Origin of the sequence: Variovorax boronicumulans, assembly GCF_019352895.1 — a bacterium.
In the GTDB taxonomy this organism is placed as follows: Bacteria; Pseudomonadota; Gammaproteobacteria; order Burkholderiales; family Burkholderiaceae_C; genus Variovorax; species Variovorax boronicumulans_A.
Map to the genome: position 1 here is coordinate 1 of NZ_JAAAFX010000002.1, position 18276 is coordinate 18276.

The window sequence follows — 18276 nt, forward strand, 5'->3', positions numbered from 1 at the left end:
GGTCTGCTGGATCGCCACGTTCGTCTTGCCGTCGGCCGTGGTCTGGACCGGCCCGTTGGCATTCAGCCAGCCGGCCGTGAGGCTGTTCGTGTCGACCTTCAGGCCGCCCTCGGTCAAACCATCGGGCACGCCGCCACCGGCCGCCAGCGCCGCCGCGCGTGCCGCGGCCTGCGCCGCCTGCTGCGCCGCGATGCCGCGGGCCGCAAGGTTCAGGTTGTCGATCGAGCGCGCGAGCTGCGCATTGGCCGCTTGCTGCTGCGCCAGCGGGTTGTTGAGCATCGACACCGGCTGCCCGTTGGGCAAACGCCCCGTCGCGGCCGCGCTGTTCTGCGTCACGTTCTTCTGCGCCATCCATGCGGGGCTGAAGGCGCGCTGCGCCTGCGCCGCATGCATCGCGCCGCCGGCGGCGAGCATCACCGTGAGCGCACGCACCAGCGGCTTCATCCGCCGAACGCGCCGCTCGCTGCGTGCAGGGACAGGGGTGGCGGGCTTCATCGGGGCAGGATGACGGGACAACATGACAGATTTCTTTCGAGGGCGAACGAATGGACGAAGGTCGTGACCCTCACGCCGCGCATGCGGAGAGGGCCTCGTCCTTAGACGGATGCCGCGCGGGAAAGCTGTACGAATCTGCGCGTGATTCGTGCATGTCATGGAACCGACATGAAGAAGCCGGTCCTTGGGCCTCGCGCCTACATGTCTTCGATGTGCCGATGGATGCGGGCGATCAGTGCATCGAAATCCGGTTGGCCCTGGTAGTACAGCGCTTCCGTCTTGCGATATTCCCGCGCGAACAGCGCGCGTTGCGCCGGGTCGGCCAGGACGAAAGCTGGATTTCTGGCAATCACCTGCTCATCCCCGCGGCGAAAGCGCTGCGCCTTGCGCTCCCGGTATGCCGGCTTCCGCATGAAGGACTGCACCTCTTCCAGGCCGAGCAGGCAATAGACGTCGTAGTAGTGCCGCAGGAAGTTGCCTGGAAATGCCTGCGCCTCGCCCAGGCGTCGGAACTTGGTGGAAATCGTCTGCAGCTTCTCGACGAAGGTGTGCGTCGGCGCGTAGCAGCGTACGGCGACGGCCCGGTTGTCGAACACGTCGACCCCGCGGCCACGGGCCAGGTCCAGGGCCCATGAGGAAATGGTGACCGGCCGGTTGGGTGCCGTGTCGTCGAAACCCAGCTCCAGCAGCACGCCGTCCTTGACGCCGGCCAGCACGGCGGCACGCGGCGTGTAGCTCAGCCTGATGCCGGCACTGCGCATCTTGTCGTCATCGAACTGCGTGTCGCGTTCGACGCTGTCGATGCCCGGAATGCGGATGCGGGCCGCAAGATCGTCGTAGTACGCACGGCGCGAAGCGACATGCGCCGGCTTGTCCTGGTTGCGGCCCGTCTTCACCTCCATGCCCCTGGGCGGCTCGATGCGGATGTCGATGTCCTCGGAGAAACGATGGATGAGGTCGAAGCCCTTGGAAAGGGACGTGCCGCCCTTCAGCTCGAACGCGAAGCCCTGCGCCTGCAGGCCCCACAGGCAATGCATGATCCAGTAGTCCTTCTCGACCAGCATGGGATCGAGTCCGCGTTCGTCGGCCACCAGCGCCAGCAGCTGATCGAAATCCCGCCGTGCATGCAGGAAGTCAGGCATCCATCCACTCCCGCAAACGCTTGCGTGTCGCCACGCTGCCAAAGTTGTCGGTGGCACGCCGCAGTCGGTCCGCGTCGAACGACGGCAGCTTGCCGCGTGCCTGGCGCAAGACCGCATCACGGTCCTCCGCGAGCTCATCCAGATTGTTCAGCAGATCGACGTAGAGAAACTCGGGCGTCAGCTTCCTGGGAAAACGCGGCTTGACGCGGAAGTCGAACTGCCGGTTGCCAAGACGGAAGACGCCATGGCGCTTGCGGTTGTAGACCAGCGTGCGGTTGTAGAGCTGCGTGGTGCCCAGGCCCACGGCGTTGTAGGCCGAAGGAGAAAACACCAGAAAGTCTTTGTCACGAAGGAAGCCGCCCACGACTTCCTCATCTGCAGGCGGCAAGGGGCCGTAGCTGGACTGCTTGGGCGCAAGGTACAGCCCCTGGGCCAGCTTCTTCAGCTTCCCGGCGGCCACCAGTTCGCGCAGATGCCGGTCGACCGCAGTGGACAGGCGCGCCAGGTCCTCGCGGCGATACACGCGACCACCTCGCAGCTGGCCTGCCAGGCGTTCGACGGCGCTTTGCGGAGATTCGACCGGAACCGACATGGTTGAAATTTCATTGACGTTTCATGCATTTTATCGTTTCTTGGTCGCCTGCCGTGTCGACATAAGATCGAGCGAGCCCGCCGCCCGCCCATGACCACCCCACCCGCCCTCCCAGCCACCTCCTTCCTCGCCCAGATCCGACACATGCTGGACGCGCTGCCGCCCAGCGAACGGCGCCTGGGCGAGTTCATCCTGGACTTCCCCGGCGACCTCGCGAGCTACAACGCCTCGGAGCTGGCCGCGCTGGTGAAGGTGTCGAACGCCACCATGACGCGCTTCATCCGGCGCCTGGGCTACGACAGCTACGAGAGCGCGCGGCGCCATGCGCGCGAAGAGCGCTCGGAGGGTTCGCCGCTGTTCCTCGATGCGCTGCGGCCGGGCGCGCCCGAAGGCTCGATCGAGGCGCACGTCCGGCTCGCACAGCAGAACATCGCTTCGACCTTCAGCCACATCGCCGAGTCCACGGTCGACGAGATCGCCAGGGCGATCACCAAGGCACGCAGCGTCTGGTTCCTCGGCTACCGCAGCAACCGCAGCTTCGCGAGCTACCTGCGCTGGCAGCTCGCGCAGCTGCTGCCGCGCACCCAGGTCATTCCCGGCGCGGGTGAAACCCTGGGCGAGTACGCGATCGACATGGGCGACAAGGATGTGCTCGTCGTGTTCGCGCTGCGGCGCAGCCCGGCGGTCGCGGCGCAGTTCGCAAGCAGCGCCACGGCGGCGGGCGCCAAGGTGCTGTACGTCACCGACCAGCTTTCGCGCACCCACGTGAACGCGCAATGGGTGATCCGTTGCCACTCGGCCGCCCCGGGGCCGCTCGACAACCACGTGGCGCTCATGCTGCTGTGCGACCTGCTGGCCACACGCGTGATGGAACAGGCCGGCGCGGCGGGCCGCAAGCGCCTGTCGGGCGTCGAGGCCGCGCACCAGGCCTTCGCCGAGCTGCGCGCGGAAGCCGCACCGCACCCCCCTTCGGCCTGAATTTCCAGGCTTCCGGCCGCATCGGCGCCTGGACCCGGAACGCGGGTTTCTACGCGCTTCAATGAAAACCAGTTTTCATTGAAACTCTGGCACGAAATCTGCATTTCATCTTTCGGTGACTTGGTGAAGGCACCAAGGCTGGGCGTTCCGAGCAGGACCGCCTCTTCAAAACGTTAAGAACCGAGGAGTTTTCATGGCTGGAGAAGCAATCGTTTCTTCGTCCGCACCACAGACCGCCCAGATGCGTCAACTCGAGACGGCACTGGACGGCATGGGCGTGACGCGGTCGCACAAGAGCATCATCTTCCTGGTGGTCTGCGGGGTGCTGTTCGACGTGTTCGAGCAGAACGCCGTGGGCCTGGTCGGCCCGCTGCTGCGGCAGCAGTGGGGGTTGAGCGCCACCGACATCGGCTTCCTCAACACCATCACCTTCATCGCGGCCGCGATGGGCCGGCTGGGCTCGGGCTACTTCGCCGACCTCAAGGGCCGGCGCTTCATGCTCAACGTGAACCTGGCGCTGTTCACCTTCGGCGCCATCCTCTGCGCGACCGCACCGAACTACACCGTGCTGTCCATCGGACGCTTCATCGTGGGGCTGGGCCTGGGTGGCGAGATCACGACGGCGGTCACCATGCTGGCGGAGTTCTGCTCGGCACGCTTCCGGGGCACGGCGGTGGGGCTGATCAACGTCGGCGGCGGCGGGCTGGGCAACATGCTGGCACCGGCCTTCGCGCTCGGCGTGTTCGCGATCTTCCCGGGCGACAACGCCTGGCGCTGGCTGTTCGGCTGCCTGGTGCTACCGGCGGTCTTCATCGTGTTCTACCGGCGCTTCATTCCGGAGACACCGCGCTTCCTGCTGTCGCAGGGGAAAGTGAAGGAAGCCAACCAGGTGCTGTCGATGCTGGCCGCGGGCCAGCTCGCCAACGGCAGCTACCCCTTCCGTGAATACATCACCGCCGATGCCGAATCGACCGCCCCGCAGCGCCGGGCCACGCGCATCGGCAACATCTTCAGCGGCGTCTATGCGCGCCGCACCATCGCCGTCGGCATCGCCTCGTGGATGACCTTCGGCGCCCAGCTCTCGGTGCTCACGCTGATGCCCACCATCCTGGTGGCGCAGGGCTACTCGATCACCAAGAGCTTCGCCTTCACCATCGTGATGCAGAGCGGCAGCCTGCTGGGCGCCATCGCGGCCTCGGTGCTGGGCTACAACCTGCCGCGCAAGCGGGTGCTGACCTTCGGCGCCATCGCGGCCTGCCTCGCGGGCCTGGCCTTCGGCAACCTGACTGGCAGCGTGGCCTACGTGCTGGTCTTCGGTGCCCTGTTCCAGTTCTGCGTGCTCACGCTGAACACCTCCATCTGGATCTACGCGCCCGAGCTCTACCCCACGCGCATGCGTGGCCTGGGCGTGTCCTTCCTGCTGGCGCTGGGCACGGTGGGCGGCGCGCTGTCGCAGCTGGCGGCGGGGAAGATGTTCGACCTCCATGGCGTGGCCGGCATGTTCGGGATGATCGCCGTGATGTACGCCATCTTCGCGGTCGCGGTGCAGTTCGCGCCCGAGACCTTCGGCCGCTCCATCGAGGGCGGCGACGAGCCCGAAACGCCAGCGCCGACGGCCGTGCCGGTCACCGCACCGAAACCCGTTGCCCCTCACTGAGCGCCTTGCAGAGGCGGAGTCCCCATGAAACCAGTCGTTCTTCTGATCAACCCGAACACCTCGCGCGAGACGACGGCCATGATGCATGGCATCGCGCGCCGCGCCCTGCCCTCGGCCTATGCGCTCGAGAGCGAGACGGCCGCACGTGGCGCACCGATGATCACCACCGTCGAGGAACTGGCCATCTCGGTGGAAGAGGTGCGCGTGATCGGTCAACGGCGCGCCGCCGAGGTGGCCGCGATCGTGGTCGGCGCCTATGGGGACCCCGGCCTGGAGGCCCTCCGACGCAGCGTGTCGATTCCGGTCTTCGGCATCGGCGAGGCCTCGATGCGCGAGGGCGCCATGGGGGGACGGCGCTTCGGCATCGCAACGACCACGCCCGACCTGGGCCCGGCGATCGCCGCGGCCGTGGCCCGGCTCGGCCTCGCCGACTGCTTCACCGGATGCCGGATTCCACCCGGCGATCCACTGGCACTGGCCGCAGACCCCGCGCTCCAGGACGCCTACCTGGTGCAGGCGGTCGAGCTGTCGATCCGCCAGGACGGCGCGCAGGCGGTGGTGATCGGCGGCGGCCCGCTGTCCGAGAGTGCCGAACGCATCCGCGACCGCTTCGCCGTGCCGGTGATCTCGCCGATCGGCGCGGCCATGCGCATGGCCGCGGCGGCGCTGGACGCCGGCGCACCCCCCCGCTGAACCGCCCCGCGCCGACCTGAGCGCGCCTCGTCTGTTGTCGCGTCCCGCACCGGGCGCGTGGAGATGCGCGCGCCTGCGTTTCTTCGGATCGCGTCCCTCTTCTTCCTTTTCCTCTTTCCTGTCTTCTTCTCGAGCGAGCACACACCATGAAGGTCTTCCACAAGCTCCCCTGCGCCGCGGCGCTCCTCCTGCTGGCCTTGTCGGTCCACGCCCAGTCCTCGCGCGGCCTGCCGCCCGGCAACGCGTCGTCGGTCTCGCTGTACGGCATCGCCGCCACCGAACTGGTCCACGTCACCAACGTGCGCGAAGGCGCGAACCTCGGCAGCACCACCCGCCTGGAAAATAGCAAGGTCACGGCCTCGCGCCTGGGCTTCATCGGCAGCGAGGACCTGGGCGGCGGGCTCTCGGCGGTGTTCAACCTCGAGATGGGCTATTCGCTGGACACCGGCAACCCGTCGAATGCCACGACCTTCTTCAACCGCAGCAGCTATGTGGGCCTGCGAGGCGGCTTCGGCACGCTGACGCTGGGCCGCCATTGGGATGTCGAAGACGACATCCTCGGGCGCTACTTCGTCTTCGCCGGCTATTCCGCCTTCCAGTTCAGCGAGTTCGGCGGCATCAGCGAGACGATCCCGAACTCGGTGAAGTACGTGTCGCCGAACTGGGGTGGCGTGACGCTGCGCGGGCTCTATGCGCTGGGCGAAGGCACCGCCGGCCACACCTCGGAAATCGCCGCCAACTACGCGGCCGGCGGCCCCTTCGAGGCGGGCGCGACCTGGCGCGTCCAGCACGATGCGCAGGGCCGCGCCACCCAGCTGGCGACGGTCGGCGCAAGCTATCTGTTCCAGCCCGGCGCCACCGGCAGCTGGCGCCTGCATGGCGGCTACGCGGCCAGCACGCCCGACGCCAGCATCGGCGTGCCCAAGGCCGCGGCCTACGACATCGGGCTGGTCTGGGCCCCGCCGAAGCTGCCGATGAACCTCACGCTCGACTACGTGGCGCGCGACCAGAAGGGCACGCCCGACGACAGCAGCTTCGTGCGGCTGGGCGCCGAGTATTTCCTGTCCAAGCGCACCGCGCTGATCGCCAACCTGGTGCGGATGCGCAACGAGGGTTCGGCAAGCCAGCGCTTCTACGGGCTCGGCGCGGCGGGCTACGACCAGAACGTCTACAGCGTCGGCCTGCGGCACGCGTTCTAGTCACACCCGGCTGCTAGGATGCCGTCGCCGGGAAAACAGCCTCCCGGCCTGAAACAAGACGGTGTCCCGTCCAAGCGCTGGAGACCCCTTCGGAGCCGTCCGTGGACACTGCATCGCCCCCTGCGCCGCCCTTGCCTGCCGCGCCCCCTCCCGTCACTTTCGCAGAAGCCCTGCGCTTCTGGCTCAAGCTGGGCTTCATCGGCTTCGGCGGGCCCGCCGGGCAGATCGCGATCATGCACACCGAGCTGGTCGAGCGCCGGCGCTGGATCAGCGAACAGCGCTTCCTGCATGCGCTCAATTTCTGCATGCTGCTGCCCGGCCCCGAGGCCCAGCAGCTGGCCACCTACATCGGCTGGCTGATGCACAAGACGCGCGGCGGCATCGTCGCCGGCGTGCTGTTCGTGCTGCCCTCGCTGTGCATCCTGATCGCGCTGTCGTGGGTCTACCTGCGCTTCGGCAACGTGCCGGCGGTGGCCGGCATCTTCTACGGCATCAAGCCGGCCGTCACCGCGCTGGTGCTGCACGCGGCGCACCGCATCGGCAGCCGGGCTCTGAAGAACCGGTGGATGTGGGGCATCGCCGCGGCCGCCTTCGTCGCGATCTTCGCCTTCGACACGCCCTTCCCCGCGATCGTGCTGGCGGCCGGCGCGATCGGCCACCTGGGCGCGCGCTGGGCGCCCGCGGTGTTCTCGCCCGGCGGCGGCCAGGGCCGCGCCCCGGCGCACTACGGCCCGGCATGGATCGACGACGACACGCCCACGCCGCCCCATGCGCGCTTCTCGCGCGCGCGCCTGCTGCGGGTGCTGGGCGTGGGCGCCGGCCTCTGGCTGCTGGCCATGGGCGTGCTGGTCGCGGTCCAGGGCCTGGCGGGCACGCTCACGCAGATGGGCTGGTTCTTCAGCAAGGCTGCGCTGCTGACCTTCGGCGGCGCCTATGCGGTGCTGCCCTACGTGTACCAGGGCGCGGTCGAACAGCACCACTGGCTCTCCGGCGCGCAGATGATCGACGGGCTGGCCCTGGGCGAGACCACGCCGGGCCCGCTGATCATGGTGGTGGCCTTCGTGGGCTTCGTCGGCGGCTGGCTCCAGCAGGTGCTGGGGCCCGACCCGCTGTTCCTGGCCGGCGCACTGGCCGCGACCGTGGTGACCTTCTTCACCTTCCTGCCGTCCTTCGTCTTCATCCTGGCCGGCGGACCGGCCATCGAGGCCACGCACGGCAGGCTGGGCTTCACGGCACCGCTGTCGGCCGTCACGGCGGCGGCGGTGGGCGTGATCCTGAACCTGGCGCTGTTCTTCGCACACCATGTGCTGTGGCCCCAGGGCTTCGGCGGGCGCTTCGACATCGTCTCGGCCGCGATCGCCGTGGCCTCGGCCATCGCGCTGTTCCGCTTCAGGGTCGGCGTGCTGCCGCTGCTCGGGGCCTGCGCGGCCGTGGGGTTGGCGATCACGCTGCTCGGGCCGGCGCTGCGCTGAAGGCCCCAGGGCCTGTTCACAGGCCCTAGCCCAGCAGCACGATCCCGCCGGGCAGCGCCGTGCGCTCCAACCGGAACAGCCGCTGGATCTGCACCAGCGCCTGGTCCAGGTCCGCGATCACGAAACGCCCGCTCACCGGCTTGTCGCCCAGCGCACGCGCCAGCAGCAGCACGCGACCGGGCCGGTAGCGGTTGATCTCCGCCACCACCTCGGTCAGCGCGGTGTTGCGAAAGCTCAGCACGCCCTCGCGCCAGGGCGACAGCGAGGCCACGTCGATCCGCCGCGGCGTGCCCAGCGCGTGGCTGTCGTAGCTGATCTGCTGCGCGGGCCAGAGCGTGGCTTCGCGCCCGCCGGCGGCCACCTGCACGCGGCCGTCGAGGCAGGTCACGCAGATGCCGTCGGTGCGCCAGCGGACCTCGAAGCGGCCGTCGGTGGTCCAGGCCTGGCCCTGGGCCGCCGTCACGGTGAAGGGGTGGGCGGCACGCGCCGCATCGACCGACACCTCGCCATCGATCAGCTCGATGCCCGCGGACGGCCCATCGCCCGCACGCAGCGCGACACTGCTGCGGGTGTTGAGGTCGAGCGTGACCGAAGGCGCCAGCGCCAGCCGGCGCTGCTCGCCGACGCCGGTGCGGATGTCGGCGCGCAGGGCCTCCACCGACGGCCACAGGTCCAGCGGCGGCTTGACCAGCGCCACGCCGATGCCGGTGACGGCCATCGCCATGGCGCCGCCGAGCATGCGGCGCCGCGACAGCACGGGCGTGGGCATCGACAGGGCGTCGGCAGCGCGCAGCCGCGCGAGTTCGGGGTCGTCCTGACCGGCCAGCACCGCCGCGGGGCGCAGCGCGCGCCACTGGCCGTGGGCCTTGCGAAAGGCCTGCGCATGCGCCTGGCTGGTGGCGCACCAGCGCTGCAATGCGCGCGCATCGCGCGGCCGGGCCGCACCCGATGCGAGCCGGCGCACCCAGGCCTGCGCCTGGACCTCGAGCGCGGCCGAGCGCGGGTCGGCCTCAGGCGCGCGCACCGGCACCTCCGACACGACGGCTGGCAAGCAATGCAGAACAAGAAAACGCGAGGCCCATACCCAGAAGACGGTTCTCGCGCGCCGAAACTGCACACCCTCGGGCCAAGCTCATTGCATGCGCTCCGTCACATGCTCGTGGGCTCGGCGCAGTTCGCGGTCGACCAGACTTACCGACACGCCCAGGCGCCGCGCCACTTCCTGCCGCGGCATCTCGTCGACCCGGATCAGGATCAGGATGCGGCGCCGCCGCGGTGGCATCTCGTCGAGCACGGCCGCCAGGCGCTGCGCCTCGGAGCGGGCCTCGGCGGTCTGCGCGGGGCCGGGCGCGGGGTCGCTCAGGCTGTCGAAGATCTGCTCCACCTCGGCCCCGCCCAGGAAGCGGCCCTCGGCGCGCAACCGGTCGAGCGCGGCATTGGTGGCCATGCGCATCAGGTAGCTCAGCGGGTACTGCACGGGCGCGGCCGACTCGGCACCGCCCTCGAGGCGCAGCCAGGTGTCCTGCAGCGCGTCGCCGGCCAGGTCGGCGTTGCCCAGCTGCAGCGTCAGCCGGCGCTTGAGTTCCTCGTAGCGCCCCAGCATGAAATCGCGCAAGGCGCCCAGGCCGGCGCCGGCGCCGAATCCGTGGCCGCTCATCGGGCCGCCCCGCAGTCGCGGCCGGCGGCCATGGCGCTCGGCACGATCAGCATCACGAAAGGCTGCGCCGCGTCGCCGGCCGGCGGGCGGCCGACGTGCACTTCGCGCATCGCCTGCAGGATGGCGCCGTCGCGCGCGGCGTCGCCGGTCGAGTCCAGCAGCATCGGGCGCTCGACGCGCCCCTGGCCGTCGACATGGAAGCTCAGGGCCACGCGCCAGCCCGCAGGCGCGGTGCGTGCATCGCGGCAGAAGATCTCGCGCACGCGGGACTGCAGCAGGCCGTCGTAGGCCGCGTCGCGCGGGACCGCCGCCACGGCCTCGGCGATGGGTACGGGGGCCAGGGCTTCGATCACGAAGGCCTCGGGTGCGGTGAGGTGCGCCGCCAGGCCCGAGCCCTCGAGCAGCAGCCGCAGCGCGGCCTCGGGCGTGTAGCGGCCGGCCAGTGCCGGCGCGCGACGGCCGGCCACGGTGTCCGCCTGGTAGAAGCCGGACCACCCCGTCATCGCGCCGAAGGCCTCGAGCGCTTCGGGCAGCGGCTGCGCGGGCAGGTCGAAAGCGATGTCGCCCACGCGTGGCACCTGCGGACGCGACGGCGAGGACGCCGGCCGCGGCGCCGCGGCCGGACCGGCTTGCGCCAGGCTCATGCCGATCGCCAATGCGAGCGCGCAGGCGAGCGGAGCCGGGGTTGCCATGGGCGAAGGGAGATCATGCGGAGCAGAGAAATCGCCGCCGGAAGATGCGGCGCCTATCGCGATGCATGCTGCCCGCGCAATTTGACCGGCGCGTGACGAAGGCCTCGAAAGTGGCGCCGATCGCCCCCTCAAGGCCCGGTCTTTCCCTACACGCGCGCCGGGGGCCGCGATGTAACTTCGCTTACAGATTCCAGGCTGCGGCGCGCTCCGTGCCATGTGCCTGCCCTACCGGCAGGCAGACAGTCTGGCAACAGGAGCTGCCATGGACGTTGTCGTCATCGGTGGAGCGACAGGTGCACTCGACGTGCTCAAGCGCCTGGTTGCCGGGCTTCCCAGCAACTTTCCTGCAGCCCTGGTGGTGGTGCTCCACCCCGATGAACGACAGCCGCGATCGCTGGTCGCGGCATTGATGAAGGCCACTGCGCTCGATGTGTCCTGGGCCGAAACCGGCGAGGCACCACGGCGCGGCCATCTCTACCTGGCCCCGCCGGACCGCCACCTGGTGTTCGACGCCGGGGGATGCCTGCATCTGGACGACGGGCCGAAGGTCCGGCACTTCCGCCCGGCGGCCGACCCGCTGTTCGAGAGCGCGGCCCGCGTCTTCGGGGGGCAGGTGATCGGCGTCGTGCTCAGCGGCGACGGCGACGATGGCACCGACGGGCTGATCGCCATCAAGCGGGCCGGCGGTGTCAGCATCGTCCAGAGCCCCAGCGATGCACTGGAACCCGACATGCCGACGTCGGGGCTGCTCAACGACAGCCCCGACCATGTGCCGCTCGCGGAGGAACTCGGTCCCCTGCTTCAGCGGCTGGTCACGCACAGGGTGTTGCGGCGGAAAAAGCACTCGGTGATATAGCAGGGCTTCCGCTACTCGCCACGGCTGCGCTTCTTTGCTCCATCGCCGTCGGCGTCGCCTTCGAGCAGCATCCCACGCCGAGCCAACCGCTCCTTTGCTTCGGTCAATGCCGAATGCAGTTGCTGCGCCAGCTCAGCCTTGGGCGGCAATTCGGTCCAGTACTCGGCGACCGTGATGCCATCCTGATGCATCTGCAGCAGCTCTACCTGTTCGCGGCTGGACTCGGCGCACAGGATCAAGCCGATGGGCGCTTCCTCCCCGGGCTGACGTTCGTACTTGTCCAGCCATCGAAGGTAGAGCTCCATCTGTCCTTTGTGCGCGGCCTTGAAGCGACCGAGCTTGAGCTCGATGGCCACCAATCGCCGCAACCGGCGATGGTAGAAAAGCAGGTCGAGGTAGAAATCCTCGCCGTCGATCACCATGCGCTTCTGGCGCTCCACGAACGCGAAGCCTCGGCCCAGCTCCAGGATGAAGGCCTCGAGCTGCCGCAGAATCGCCGCCTCCAGATCTGCCTCGTCATGGCCTTGGCGCAAACCCAGGAAATCGAGAAAGTACGGATCCTTGAAAACCTGCGCGGGAGCGAGCGGCATGGCCGGCGCCTGGGCGCTGGCGATCTCTGTGCGCTCGAAGGCCTTGCGCTCGATCTGGAGGCTCAGTTCGCGCACGCTCCACCCGTCTTGCGCGGCGCACCGGGCGTAGAACGCACGCGCCTGGGCGCTCTTGAGCGCCACGATGGCCACCAGATGGCTCCAGCTCAATTCTGTCGACAGCGTCGACACAATGGCGGCGTTGGGAAAGGCTTGCGCAAACTTCACCATGCGGCGCAAGTTGCGCGACTCGAAACCTCGACCGAATTCCGAGGCGAGTTGCTCCCCCAATCGGTCCAGCAACTGGGCGCCGTAGCTGGCACGTGCATCACCCAGCACCTCGACGCAAAGCCGTTGCCCCACCGCCCAGTACAGCCGGGTGAGCTCGGCATTGACCGCACCCGCCAAGCGCTGTCGGCTGGTGGCAATCAGCGCACGCAGTTCGGCATGCAGGCGATCGGGGCTCAAGGACGGCGTCTGGCTCACTGGCGTCAGCCTCACTGGTACGTTGTTGCCGAGATGATAGCCCGCGACACAGGCGTCATCGCCACGGCCACCGCCTCATCCGCAGACGCGGCGCGCAGATATGCCCTACCCCCGCCAGTGGCGCCGCGCCTCGTTGAGTTCCGCCATCGAGATGTGCAGTTCGGCCATGGTCTGGACCATGAGTTCGAGCAGCGCCGTGCGCTGGCGCAGCCGCGCGGCCTCGGCGCGCTGGGCGCGCTGGGCCTGCTGCGTGGCGGCGCGCAGCGCGCGTTTCGCGGGCGAGTCGGGTCCGCTGGTGTCGTGCAGCGAGGGCTCGTCGTCCCTCGGTGCGAGGGCGCGTCCGGCAGCGGCGAGGCGCATGGGGCTCACGCCGCTGCAGGTTCTTCCACGGCGGCGCCGACGGCAGCCGGCGCCTCGGCCTGGCCCTCTTCCGACGCGGCCTTGTAGTTGCGCAGGTGCAGGAAGAACTGGCCCATCATCTGCGTCCACAGGTTGAGCGATAGCGCCAGGTGGGCCGGGGCCACGCCACCGGCGGCCACCACGTCCATCTCGAGCACCACGAAGTCGCCGTGCTGCGCCACGCGCGCGAAGCGCTTGCTGCGGTGCCACGACGAGAGCACGCCCTCGGGCAGCGTACCGCCCTGCACGCGCAGCGGGCAGCTCAGCGTGAGGTCGGCGTACTCGCCGGCGGCGATGGGGTTGCCCCACAGCACCTGGAAGCCGATGCCGTGGCTGGCGCTGTGCAAGCGCACCACGCCGTCCTGTTCGACGGCGGTGACGGCACAGCCTGCGGCCTGGATGGCGTCGGTCACGACGGCGGCGTTGAGGCTCTGCAGCAGCGCGGGCGCGGCGGTGCTGTCGGCGGCGATGGGGGTCGATTTTTCGGTCATGGAAAAGGGTCTCCGGAAGAGGTGAGGAAGAGGGTCTGGAATCAGGGGGTCTGGCGAAGCGCCGCGTCGAGGGCTGCGCCGTCGATGGTCACGCTGCCGGCCGGTGCGAGGCCCGCCATGTGCGCCTGCACCAGCTGCTGCTGGCGTTGCTGGCGCAATGCGGCCTGCAGCTGTGGCTTCATTTCCTGCAACGTGGCGGTGCGCGCCGGCTGGGTCTCGAGCAGCTTGACGATGTGGAAGCCGGCGTCGGAGGCCACGGCCTCGCTGACCTCGCCCACCTTGAGCTTGCCCACCACCGTGCGCACCTCGGGCAGCAGCTGGGCCAGCGGCAGTGCGCCCACTTCGCCGCCGCGCTCGGCGCTGCGCTTGTCGTCGGAGCGGCTGCGCGCCAGGCTCGCGAAATCGCCGCTGCGCGCCTGCGTGGCGAGCTTGCGGGCCTCTTCGCGGACCTTGGCCTGCGCGGCCGCATCGCCGGCCGGGGCGGCCAGGTAGATCTGCGCCACGCGGTAGACCGTGGGCAGCGCGAAGCCGGCCTTGCCCTGTTCGTAGGCGGTGCTCACCTCGGCGTCCGAGGGGAAGCCCGCGGGCAGCTGGGCCAGCGACTCGAGATAGCTGGTGGCGACGATGCGCTGCGTGATCTCGTCGACCGCGGCATCGATGCGCGCCTTGACCTCGGGTCGCTCGGCCCAGCCCTTGGCACGCGCCTCGCGCAGCAGCGTTTCGCTGGCGAGCCGCTGGCGCAGCCAGTTGTCGAGCGCGCCGCGGTTGTCCCTGAGCGCGCTGCGCTCGGCTTCGGGCAGGCTCTGGAGCAGGCGCTCGACGTCGGCCCGGCCGACCGTCACCGCGCCCAGGCTGGCCACCACGGTGTTCGCGGGCGAGGCCTGGGGCGGGGTCTGCGCCGTCGCCGCGCCGAGGCACGAGGCCAGCAGCACGCCGGCCGCGGCACGCAGCGAGGGCATGCGGACTGCAAATTGCTTCTTCATTCGGTTCATTTCTTTCACTGCGTTGTCAATCCACGCCATGGACCGCCGTGCGTCGATCGCCGTATTCGTCGCCGCCCCTTCCTGCTGCGCGCCGCGGTGTTCGTCACGGCTTCCCAGCAACATGACGAAGCACTCGCGGCCGAGCAGCAGCAGGGTCGGCGCCGGCGTCTCGATCAGGCGGCGGACCATGGCACGACTCACTGCGCCGCGGCGGCGGGTGCCGCAGCAGCCGGCGCGCTCACGCTGCGCGCATCGAAGCGGCCTTCGTAGAGCTTGTCGCCGTACTGCTGCGCGATCTGCTCGTACTTCACGCGGCTCTGCGCGGCGAAGGGCTGGCGCGACGCGAGCACGCTGCCCAGGTCCACGGTCTCGTAGGCGCGCAGGATCTCCTGGCCCACCGCGTAGAGCTGGGTGTTCTTGGCCTCGCACTGCGTGACCGCGGTGCGCTGCAGCGCGGTCTCGGCGGCCAGGCGCTGGCGCTCGGCCTCCGAGGCGCGCGCCATCTTCAGCAGCTCGTCGTAGGCATTGCGGAACTGCGCGACCTGCGCGCTGGCGCGCTCGGTCGCGGCCTGGGCCTGGGCCTTGACCTGCTGGCTGCCTTCGGTGGCCTGTGCGCGGCCCTGGCGCTCGGCGCCGAGCTGCGCCTCGGCGCGGGCCAGCGCCTTCTTCAGTTCGGCGACTTCGCCCGCCGGTGCCGCGGCCACGGGTGCCGCGGGGGCGGCACCAGACTTGAGTTGCGCCAGCTCGTTCTGCGCCTGCTGCAGCTGCGAGGTGGTGATGCGCAGCTGCGCGCGCAGCCGCTCTTCCATGCCCTGGCCCGGCGCCGTCTGGGCCATGGCGGCGCCGCAGGCCAGCGCGGCGGCGAGGCTGCAGGCCAGCGGACGCCAGCGTGCGCGCGATCGATTCGATGGGGTGTTCACACGCCGCTCCTTAGAACCGTGCATTGAATTCGAGCTGCAGCGTGTCGATCGCCAGCGGCGCGCCGAAGACCTGCTTGGTCGCCGACCAGCGGCCGGTGAACCAGGCGTTCCTGTCGATCGCGTAGGAGGCGCCGAGGAAGTAGCCCTTGGCGTTGGTGCCGCCCTGGTGGAAGGTCGAGTCGTTGAAGCCGTCGGGCAGCGCGTCGGGTTCGATGCGCTTGTAGCCGGCCAGCACGTTCCAGTCGCCGCGGGCCGCGGGCGTGGGCTTGCCGTAGGTGGCCTGCAGGCTGTAGGCGTTGCCGCCGCTCTGGAAGTCGGCCTCGGTGGTGGCGCCCGAGCCGCCGAAGTTGTTGATGATGCCGCCGCGTGCGCGCGCGAACATCTCCGACTTGTCGTAGGCCATGTTGCGGATGAAGTTGGCGTCCAGGCGCAGCGCGTTGCCCGCGACGCGGGTGTCCCAGCGGAAGTTCAGGTCGACCAGCTGGAACTTCGAGGCCAGGCCCACGTACTGCGGCTGCGGCGTGTTGCCCGGGTCCAGCGGGTTGAGCGCGATGTCGCGCAGCAGCATCAGCGTGTTGCCCTTCTGCATGAAGGCCGGACGCGCCCAGTCGGTGCTGCAGCTGTCGGCGCCCGCATACAGCGCGCACGGCGTCGAGACCTTGCCTTCGGTGTTCTTGAAGTCGTAGTAGGCGACCGCGCCGCGCAGGCTGTTGACGCTGTCGAGCTTCCAGCGCGCGCCGGCCTGTGCCCCCAGCAGCCACTTGTTCTCGCTGCCCATCTTGTCCTGCTGGCGGCTGGGGAAGCTGTCCGACGAGTACTCGAGCGGGATCAGCCCCAGCGTGCCGAAGACCGAGATGTCCTTGTTGGCCAGCGTCTTGTCGAACTGCGCGGCGATGCCGTCGAAGTTCAGGTCGCTGGAGAACAGCGTGTCGGTCGAGACGAAGGGGTTGCCGAAGCGCCCGCCGGTGAAGGTGAGCCATTCGGTCGGCTGGTAGGACAGCCACATCTGGTCGAGCCAGACGTTCTTCTTGGCCAGGCCGCCGCCCAGCGTCTGGGTGGTCGAGACCGGGCTGCCGTCGCTGCCGGAAGCCAGGCGGATGCCGGCCTTGGTCTGGTCGCTGATGTCCGCGAAGATGCCCAGGCGGGCGCGGGCGCGGAACTGGTTGCGCCGGTCCTGGCGCGTGTTGAGCAGCGAGGGCAGCGCGAGGTTGGTGTTGTTGTTGACGTCGAAGCCGTTGCCTTCGTTGAAGGCCGGCCAGTTGATCTCGATGTTGGAGTTGCCGCCCGAATAGCTGCGCGACTCGTTGCGCACGCGCACGTCGCCTTCGACGCGGATGCGCTTGCTCCACTCCGGCGTCTCGTTGGGCGCGGCCCAGCCTTCGGACTTGGCCTGCGCCATGACCTGGCCCTTGACCTCGTCACGGATCTGGTCGCGCACGGTCTGCGAGATGTAGGGCACGCGCACGTCGCCCGGCTCGACGCGCAGGCCGCTGCCGGCGACAGCCGCCGGTGCGGCGGCCGCGGCCTGGCGCTGCAGCTGCTGCGCGGCCATGGCTTCGGTCTGGGCCTGCGCCAGCAGCGCCTCGCCCACGTCCTTGCTCAGCGTGCCGCTTTGCATCAGGCCGCGGACCAGGCGCACCATGGCGCTGTCGCCCACCGGTGCGGCGGCGGTCTGGGCATGGGCTGCGGAGCCCATCGCGCCCAGCAGCGCGAGGGCGGAGGCCGCCGCCAGCGACTGCGCGCTGCGTCGGAGAGTCTTGGATTGGTTCATCGGATTGCTCTAGGAATGAATGGAATGGACGGGGATGCCAGGGCCTTCATCAAGGCCGGCGCCCCTTCATGGACACGCGCATCGGGAAGCGCGCGGAAGCCGGTGGGCTCTCGTCGATGCGGGTCATCTCGCGGGCCATGGCGAGCACGGCCTCGTCGGACTGCGGGTTGCCGGTGCTCTTGACCAGCTGCACGCGCGTGGTCTTGCCGGCTGCGTCGAGCCACAGGTCGATCTGGATGTCGTCGAAGGTCAGTTGCCGGGTGCGCGGATCGCGTGCCAGGGCCTGCTGCAGCGCATTGGCCACGTAGCGCCCGTAAGAGCCGCTGCCCAGGCCGCCGCCGCCGCCGCCACCGGTCATGCCGCCGCCACGTCCGGCCGCGATGCCGAAGGCGTCGGTGCCGGCCTGCGCCGCGCCGTCGATGGTCACCGGGTCGCCCACGTCCTGCGACGGGCTGGGCGGCGCGTCGTCCTTGGGCGGCTCCTTGTTGTCGATCGGCGTCGGCTCGGGCTCGACCACGTCGGGCTTGACCTTCTCGGGTTCGGGCTCGGGCAGCTTCTCGGGCTCTGGCGGCGGCGGTGGGGGCGGCGGCAGCATCAGCATCGGCGCGTCGGCCACCTGGCGCTTCTGGCTGGCCGTGTCGGACAGCAGGTACCAGACCAGCGCCGCCAGCAGCGCCAGCACCACCGCACCGATGACGACACCGCCCCAGCGACGCCACAGGCCGGCCGCGTCCTTCGACGCCGGCCGCCGCGGGCTGGTTGGATGGGCAAGGTTCACGGGCGCGTCCTCAGCTCGGCTTGCCGGTCACCAGGCCGACCTGGTTGAGCTCGATGCGGCGCAGCAGGTCGAGCACCTCGACCACCTTGGCGTACTGCACCGCGGCGTCGCCGCGCACGATGACCGGGAAGTCCGGCGACAGGGCCTTCTCGGTGCGCAGGCGCTCCTCGAGCTCGGCCAGCGAGACCGGGTAGGCGTCGAGGAACAGCTGACCCGCGTTGTCGACCGTGATGGCCTTGGTCTTGGGCTTCTCGAGCGCGATCGAGGAACTGGCCTTCGGCAGGTCGACCTTGATGCCGGGAATGCTGGCGTTGCTGGTCAGGATGAAGATCACCAGCACCACCAGCAGCACATCGACGAAGGGCGTGATGTTGATGCCGCCGGTGCGCTTCTTGGTGCCGAACTTGGCAGGGTTGGCCATGGTGTGC

The 18276-nt window shown here is 69.6% G+C and carries 20 protein-coding genes; 6 read left to right on the top strand and 14 right to left on the bottom strand.

Translation table 11 applies throughout. From position 1 onward, the window contains the following. The 3 genes from K0H49_RS00890 to K0H49_RS00900 all read right to left on the bottom strand — a co-directional run. On the bottom strand, positions 1-495 hold a 495-nt coding region (locus K0H49_RS00890; RefSeq protein WP_219209274.1), incomplete at its 3' end, for a hypothetical protein. A gap of 197 nt (positions 496-692) precedes the next feature. Next, entirely contained in the window at positions 693-1637 is a 945-nt protein-coding gene (locus tag K0H49_RS00895; RefSeq protein WP_219209293.1) for a nucleotidyl transferase AbiEii/AbiGii toxin family protein, read from the bottom strand. Further along, positions 1630-2229: a hypothetical protein gene (locus tag K0H49_RS00900; RefSeq protein WP_257624534.1), complete on the bottom strand. Its 600-nt coding sequence runs from the start codon at positions 2227-2229 to the stop codon at positions 1630-1632. The genes K0H49_RS00895 and K0H49_RS00900 overlap by 8 nt, the downstream gene beginning before the upstream one ends. Before the next feature lie 90 nt (positions 2230-2319). On the opposite strand from K0H49_RS00900, the gene K0H49_RS00905 reads away from it, so the two are divergent. The 5 genes from K0H49_RS00905 to chrA all read left to right on the top strand — a co-directional run bounded on the left by K0H49_RS00905 (position 2320) and on the right by chrA (position 8228). Then, positions 2320-3207, top strand: coding sequence for a MurR/RpiR family transcriptional regulator (locus tag K0H49_RS00905; RefSeq protein ID WP_219209275.1), 888 nt, complete (start codon positions 2320-2322; stop codon positions 3205-3207). 193 nt (positions 3208-3400) lie between these two features. Continuing rightward, entirely contained in the window at positions 3401-4864 is a 1464-nt protein-coding gene (locus K0H49_RS00910) for an MFS transporter (protein WP_219209276.1), read from the top strand. Positions 4865-4888: 24 nt separating this feature from the next. Then, the gene (locus K0H49_RS00915) at positions 4889-5557 is read left to right on the top strand and encodes an aspartate/glutamate racemase family protein (RefSeq protein ID WP_219209277.1); all 669 of its coding nucleotides are present in this window, start codon (positions 4889-4891) and stop codon (positions 5555-5557) included. 146 nt (positions 5558-5703) lie between these two features. Further along, the gene (locus K0H49_RS00920; RefSeq protein ID WP_219209278.1) at positions 5704-6756 is read left to right on the top strand and encodes a porin; all 1053 of its coding nucleotides are present in this window, start codon (positions 5704-5706) and stop codon (positions 6754-6756) included. Positions 6757-6857: 101 nt separating this feature from the next. Further along, on the top strand, positions 6858-8228 hold the full coding sequence (gene chrA / locus K0H49_RS00925) for a chromate efflux transporter (protein ID WP_219209279.1): 1371 nt from the start codon (positions 6858-6860) through the stop codon (positions 8226-8228). Between the two features lie 25 nt (positions 8229-8253). Here chrA and K0H49_RS00930 read toward each other — a convergent pair whose 3' ends face one another. The 3 genes from K0H49_RS00930 to K0H49_RS00940 form a co-directional block, all read right to left on the bottom strand. Beyond that, on the bottom strand, positions 8254-9252 hold the full coding sequence (locus K0H49_RS00930; protein ID WP_219209280.1) for a FecR family protein: 999 nt from the start codon (positions 9250-9252) through the stop codon (positions 8254-8256). A 108-nt stretch (positions 9253-9360) separates the two neighbouring features. Continuing rightward, complete coding sequence (locus K0H49_RS00935) at positions 9361-9885, bottom strand: RNA polymerase sigma factor (RefSeq protein WP_219209281.1); 525 nt, start codon at positions 9883-9885, stop codon at positions 9361-9363. Beyond that, positions 9882-10577, bottom strand: a complete 696-nt coding sequence (locus K0H49_RS00940; protein ID WP_219209282.1) for a secretin and TonB N-terminal domain-containing protein — start codon at positions 10575-10577, stop codon at positions 9882-9884. Before K0H49_RS00940 ends, K0H49_RS00935 begins: the two co-directional genes overlap by 4 nt. Before the next feature lie 262 nt (positions 10578-10839). Here K0H49_RS00940 and K0H49_RS00945 point away from each other — a divergent pair, with 262 nt between their 5' ends. After that, positions 10840-11433, top strand: a complete 594-nt coding sequence (locus tag K0H49_RS00945) for a chemotaxis protein CheB (protein ID WP_219209283.1) — start codon at positions 10840-10842, stop codon at positions 11431-11433. Positions 11434-11444: 11 nt separating this feature from the next. Here K0H49_RS00945 and K0H49_RS00950 read toward each other — a convergent pair whose 3' ends face one another. From K0H49_RS00950 to K0H49_RS00985, 8 genes are all read right to left on the bottom strand, one after another. Beyond that, positions 11445-12506 (bottom strand): PDDEXK nuclease domain-containing protein, encoded by a 1062-nt coding sequence (locus tag K0H49_RS00950; protein ID WP_374122286.1) that lies wholly within the window; start codon positions 12504-12506, stop codon positions 11445-11447. Between the two features lie 105 nt (positions 12507-12611). Then, positions 12612-12866 (bottom strand): hypothetical protein, encoded by a 255-nt coding sequence (locus K0H49_RS00955; protein WP_219209285.1) that lies wholly within the window; start codon positions 12864-12866, stop codon positions 12612-12614. A gap of 5 nt (positions 12867-12871) precedes the next feature. Beyond that, on the bottom strand, positions 12872-13396 hold the full coding sequence (locus K0H49_RS00960) for a YbjN domain-containing protein (RefSeq protein ID WP_219209286.1): 525 nt from the start codon (positions 13394-13396) through the stop codon (positions 12872-12874). 41 nt (positions 13397-13437) lie between these two features. Then, positions 13438-14379, bottom strand: a complete 942-nt coding sequence (locus K0H49_RS00965) for a peptidylprolyl isomerase (RefSeq protein ID WP_219209287.1) — start codon at positions 14377-14379, stop codon at positions 13438-13440. A gap of 197 nt (positions 14380-14576) precedes the next feature. Continuing rightward, positions 14577-15299 (bottom strand): hypothetical protein, encoded by a 723-nt coding sequence (locus tag K0H49_RS00970; RefSeq protein WP_374122287.1) that lies wholly within the window; start codon positions 15297-15299, stop codon positions 14577-14579. 10 nt (positions 15300-15309) lie between these two features. Continuing rightward, positions 15310-17070, bottom strand: a complete 1761-nt coding sequence (locus tag K0H49_RS00975; protein ID WP_219209289.1) for a putative porin — start codon at positions 17068-17070, stop codon at positions 15310-15312. 49 nt (positions 17071-17119) lie between these two features. Next, a complete protein-coding gene (locus K0H49_RS00980) occupies positions 17120-17848 on the bottom strand; it encodes a hypothetical protein (protein ID WP_374122288.1) in 729 nt (242 codons plus the stop codon). 10 nt (positions 17849-17858) lie between these two features. Next, on the bottom strand, positions 17859-18269 hold the full coding sequence (locus tag K0H49_RS00985) for an ExbD/TolR family protein (protein WP_219209290.1): 411 nt from the start codon (positions 18267-18269) through the stop codon (positions 17859-17861). Between the last annotated feature and the right edge of the window lie 7 nt (positions 18270-18276).

Bases quoted from the DNA above. Each gene is read 5' to 3' on its own strand.
- K0H49_RS00895 (WP_219209293.1), bottom strand. From the start codon at position 1,637: ATGCCTGACTTCCTGCATGCACGGCGGGATTTCGATCAGCTGCTGGCG.
- K0H49_RS00900 (WP_257624534.1), bottom strand. From the start codon at position 2,229: ATGTCGGTTCCGGTCGAATCTCCGCAAAGCGCCGTCGAACGCCTGGCA.
- K0H49_RS00905 (WP_219209275.1), top strand. From the start codon at position 2,320: ATGACCACCCCACCCGCCCTCCCAGCCACCTCCTTCCTCGCCCAGATC.
- K0H49_RS00910 (WP_219209276.1), top strand. From the start codon at position 3,401: ATGGCTGGAGAAGCAATCGTTTCTTCGTCCGCACCACAGACCGCCCAG.
- K0H49_RS00915 (WP_219209277.1), top strand. From the start codon at position 4,889: ATGAAACCAGTCGTTCTTCTGATCAACCCGAACACCTCGCGCGAGACG.
- K0H49_RS00920 (WP_219209278.1), top strand. From the start codon at position 5,704: ATGAAGGTCTTCCACAAGCTCCCCTGCGCCGCGGCGCTCCTCCTGCTG.
- K0H49_RS00935 (WP_219209281.1), bottom strand. From the start codon at position 9,885: ATGAGCGGCCACGGATTCGGCGCCGGCGCCGGCCTGGGCGCCTTGCGC.
- K0H49_RS00940 (WP_219209282.1), bottom strand. From the start codon at position 10,577: ATGGCAACCCCGGCTCCGCTCGCCTGCGCGCTCGCATTGGCGATCGGC.
- K0H49_RS00945 (WP_219209283.1), top strand. From the start codon at position 10,840: ATGGACGTTGTCGTCATCGGTGGAGCGACAGGTGCACTCGACGTGCTC.
- K0H49_RS00955 (WP_219209285.1), bottom strand. From the start codon at position 12,866: ATGCGCCTCGCCGCTGCCGGACGCGCCCTCGCACCGAGGGACGACGAG.
- K0H49_RS00960 (WP_219209286.1), bottom strand. From the start codon at position 13,396: ATGACCGAAAAATCGACCCCCATCGCCGCCGACAGCACCGCCGCGCCC.
- K0H49_RS00965 (WP_219209287.1), bottom strand. From the start codon at position 14,379: ATGAAGAAGCAATTTGCAGTCCGCATGCCCTCGCTGCGTGCCGCGGCC.
- K0H49_RS00975 (WP_219209289.1), bottom strand. From the start codon at position 17,070: ATGAACCAATCCAAGACTCTCCGACGCAGCGCGCAGTCGCTGGCGGCG.
- K0H49_RS00985 (WP_219209290.1), bottom strand. From the start codon at position 18,269: ATGGCCAACCCTGCCAAGTTCGGCACCAAGAAGCGCACCGGCGGCATC.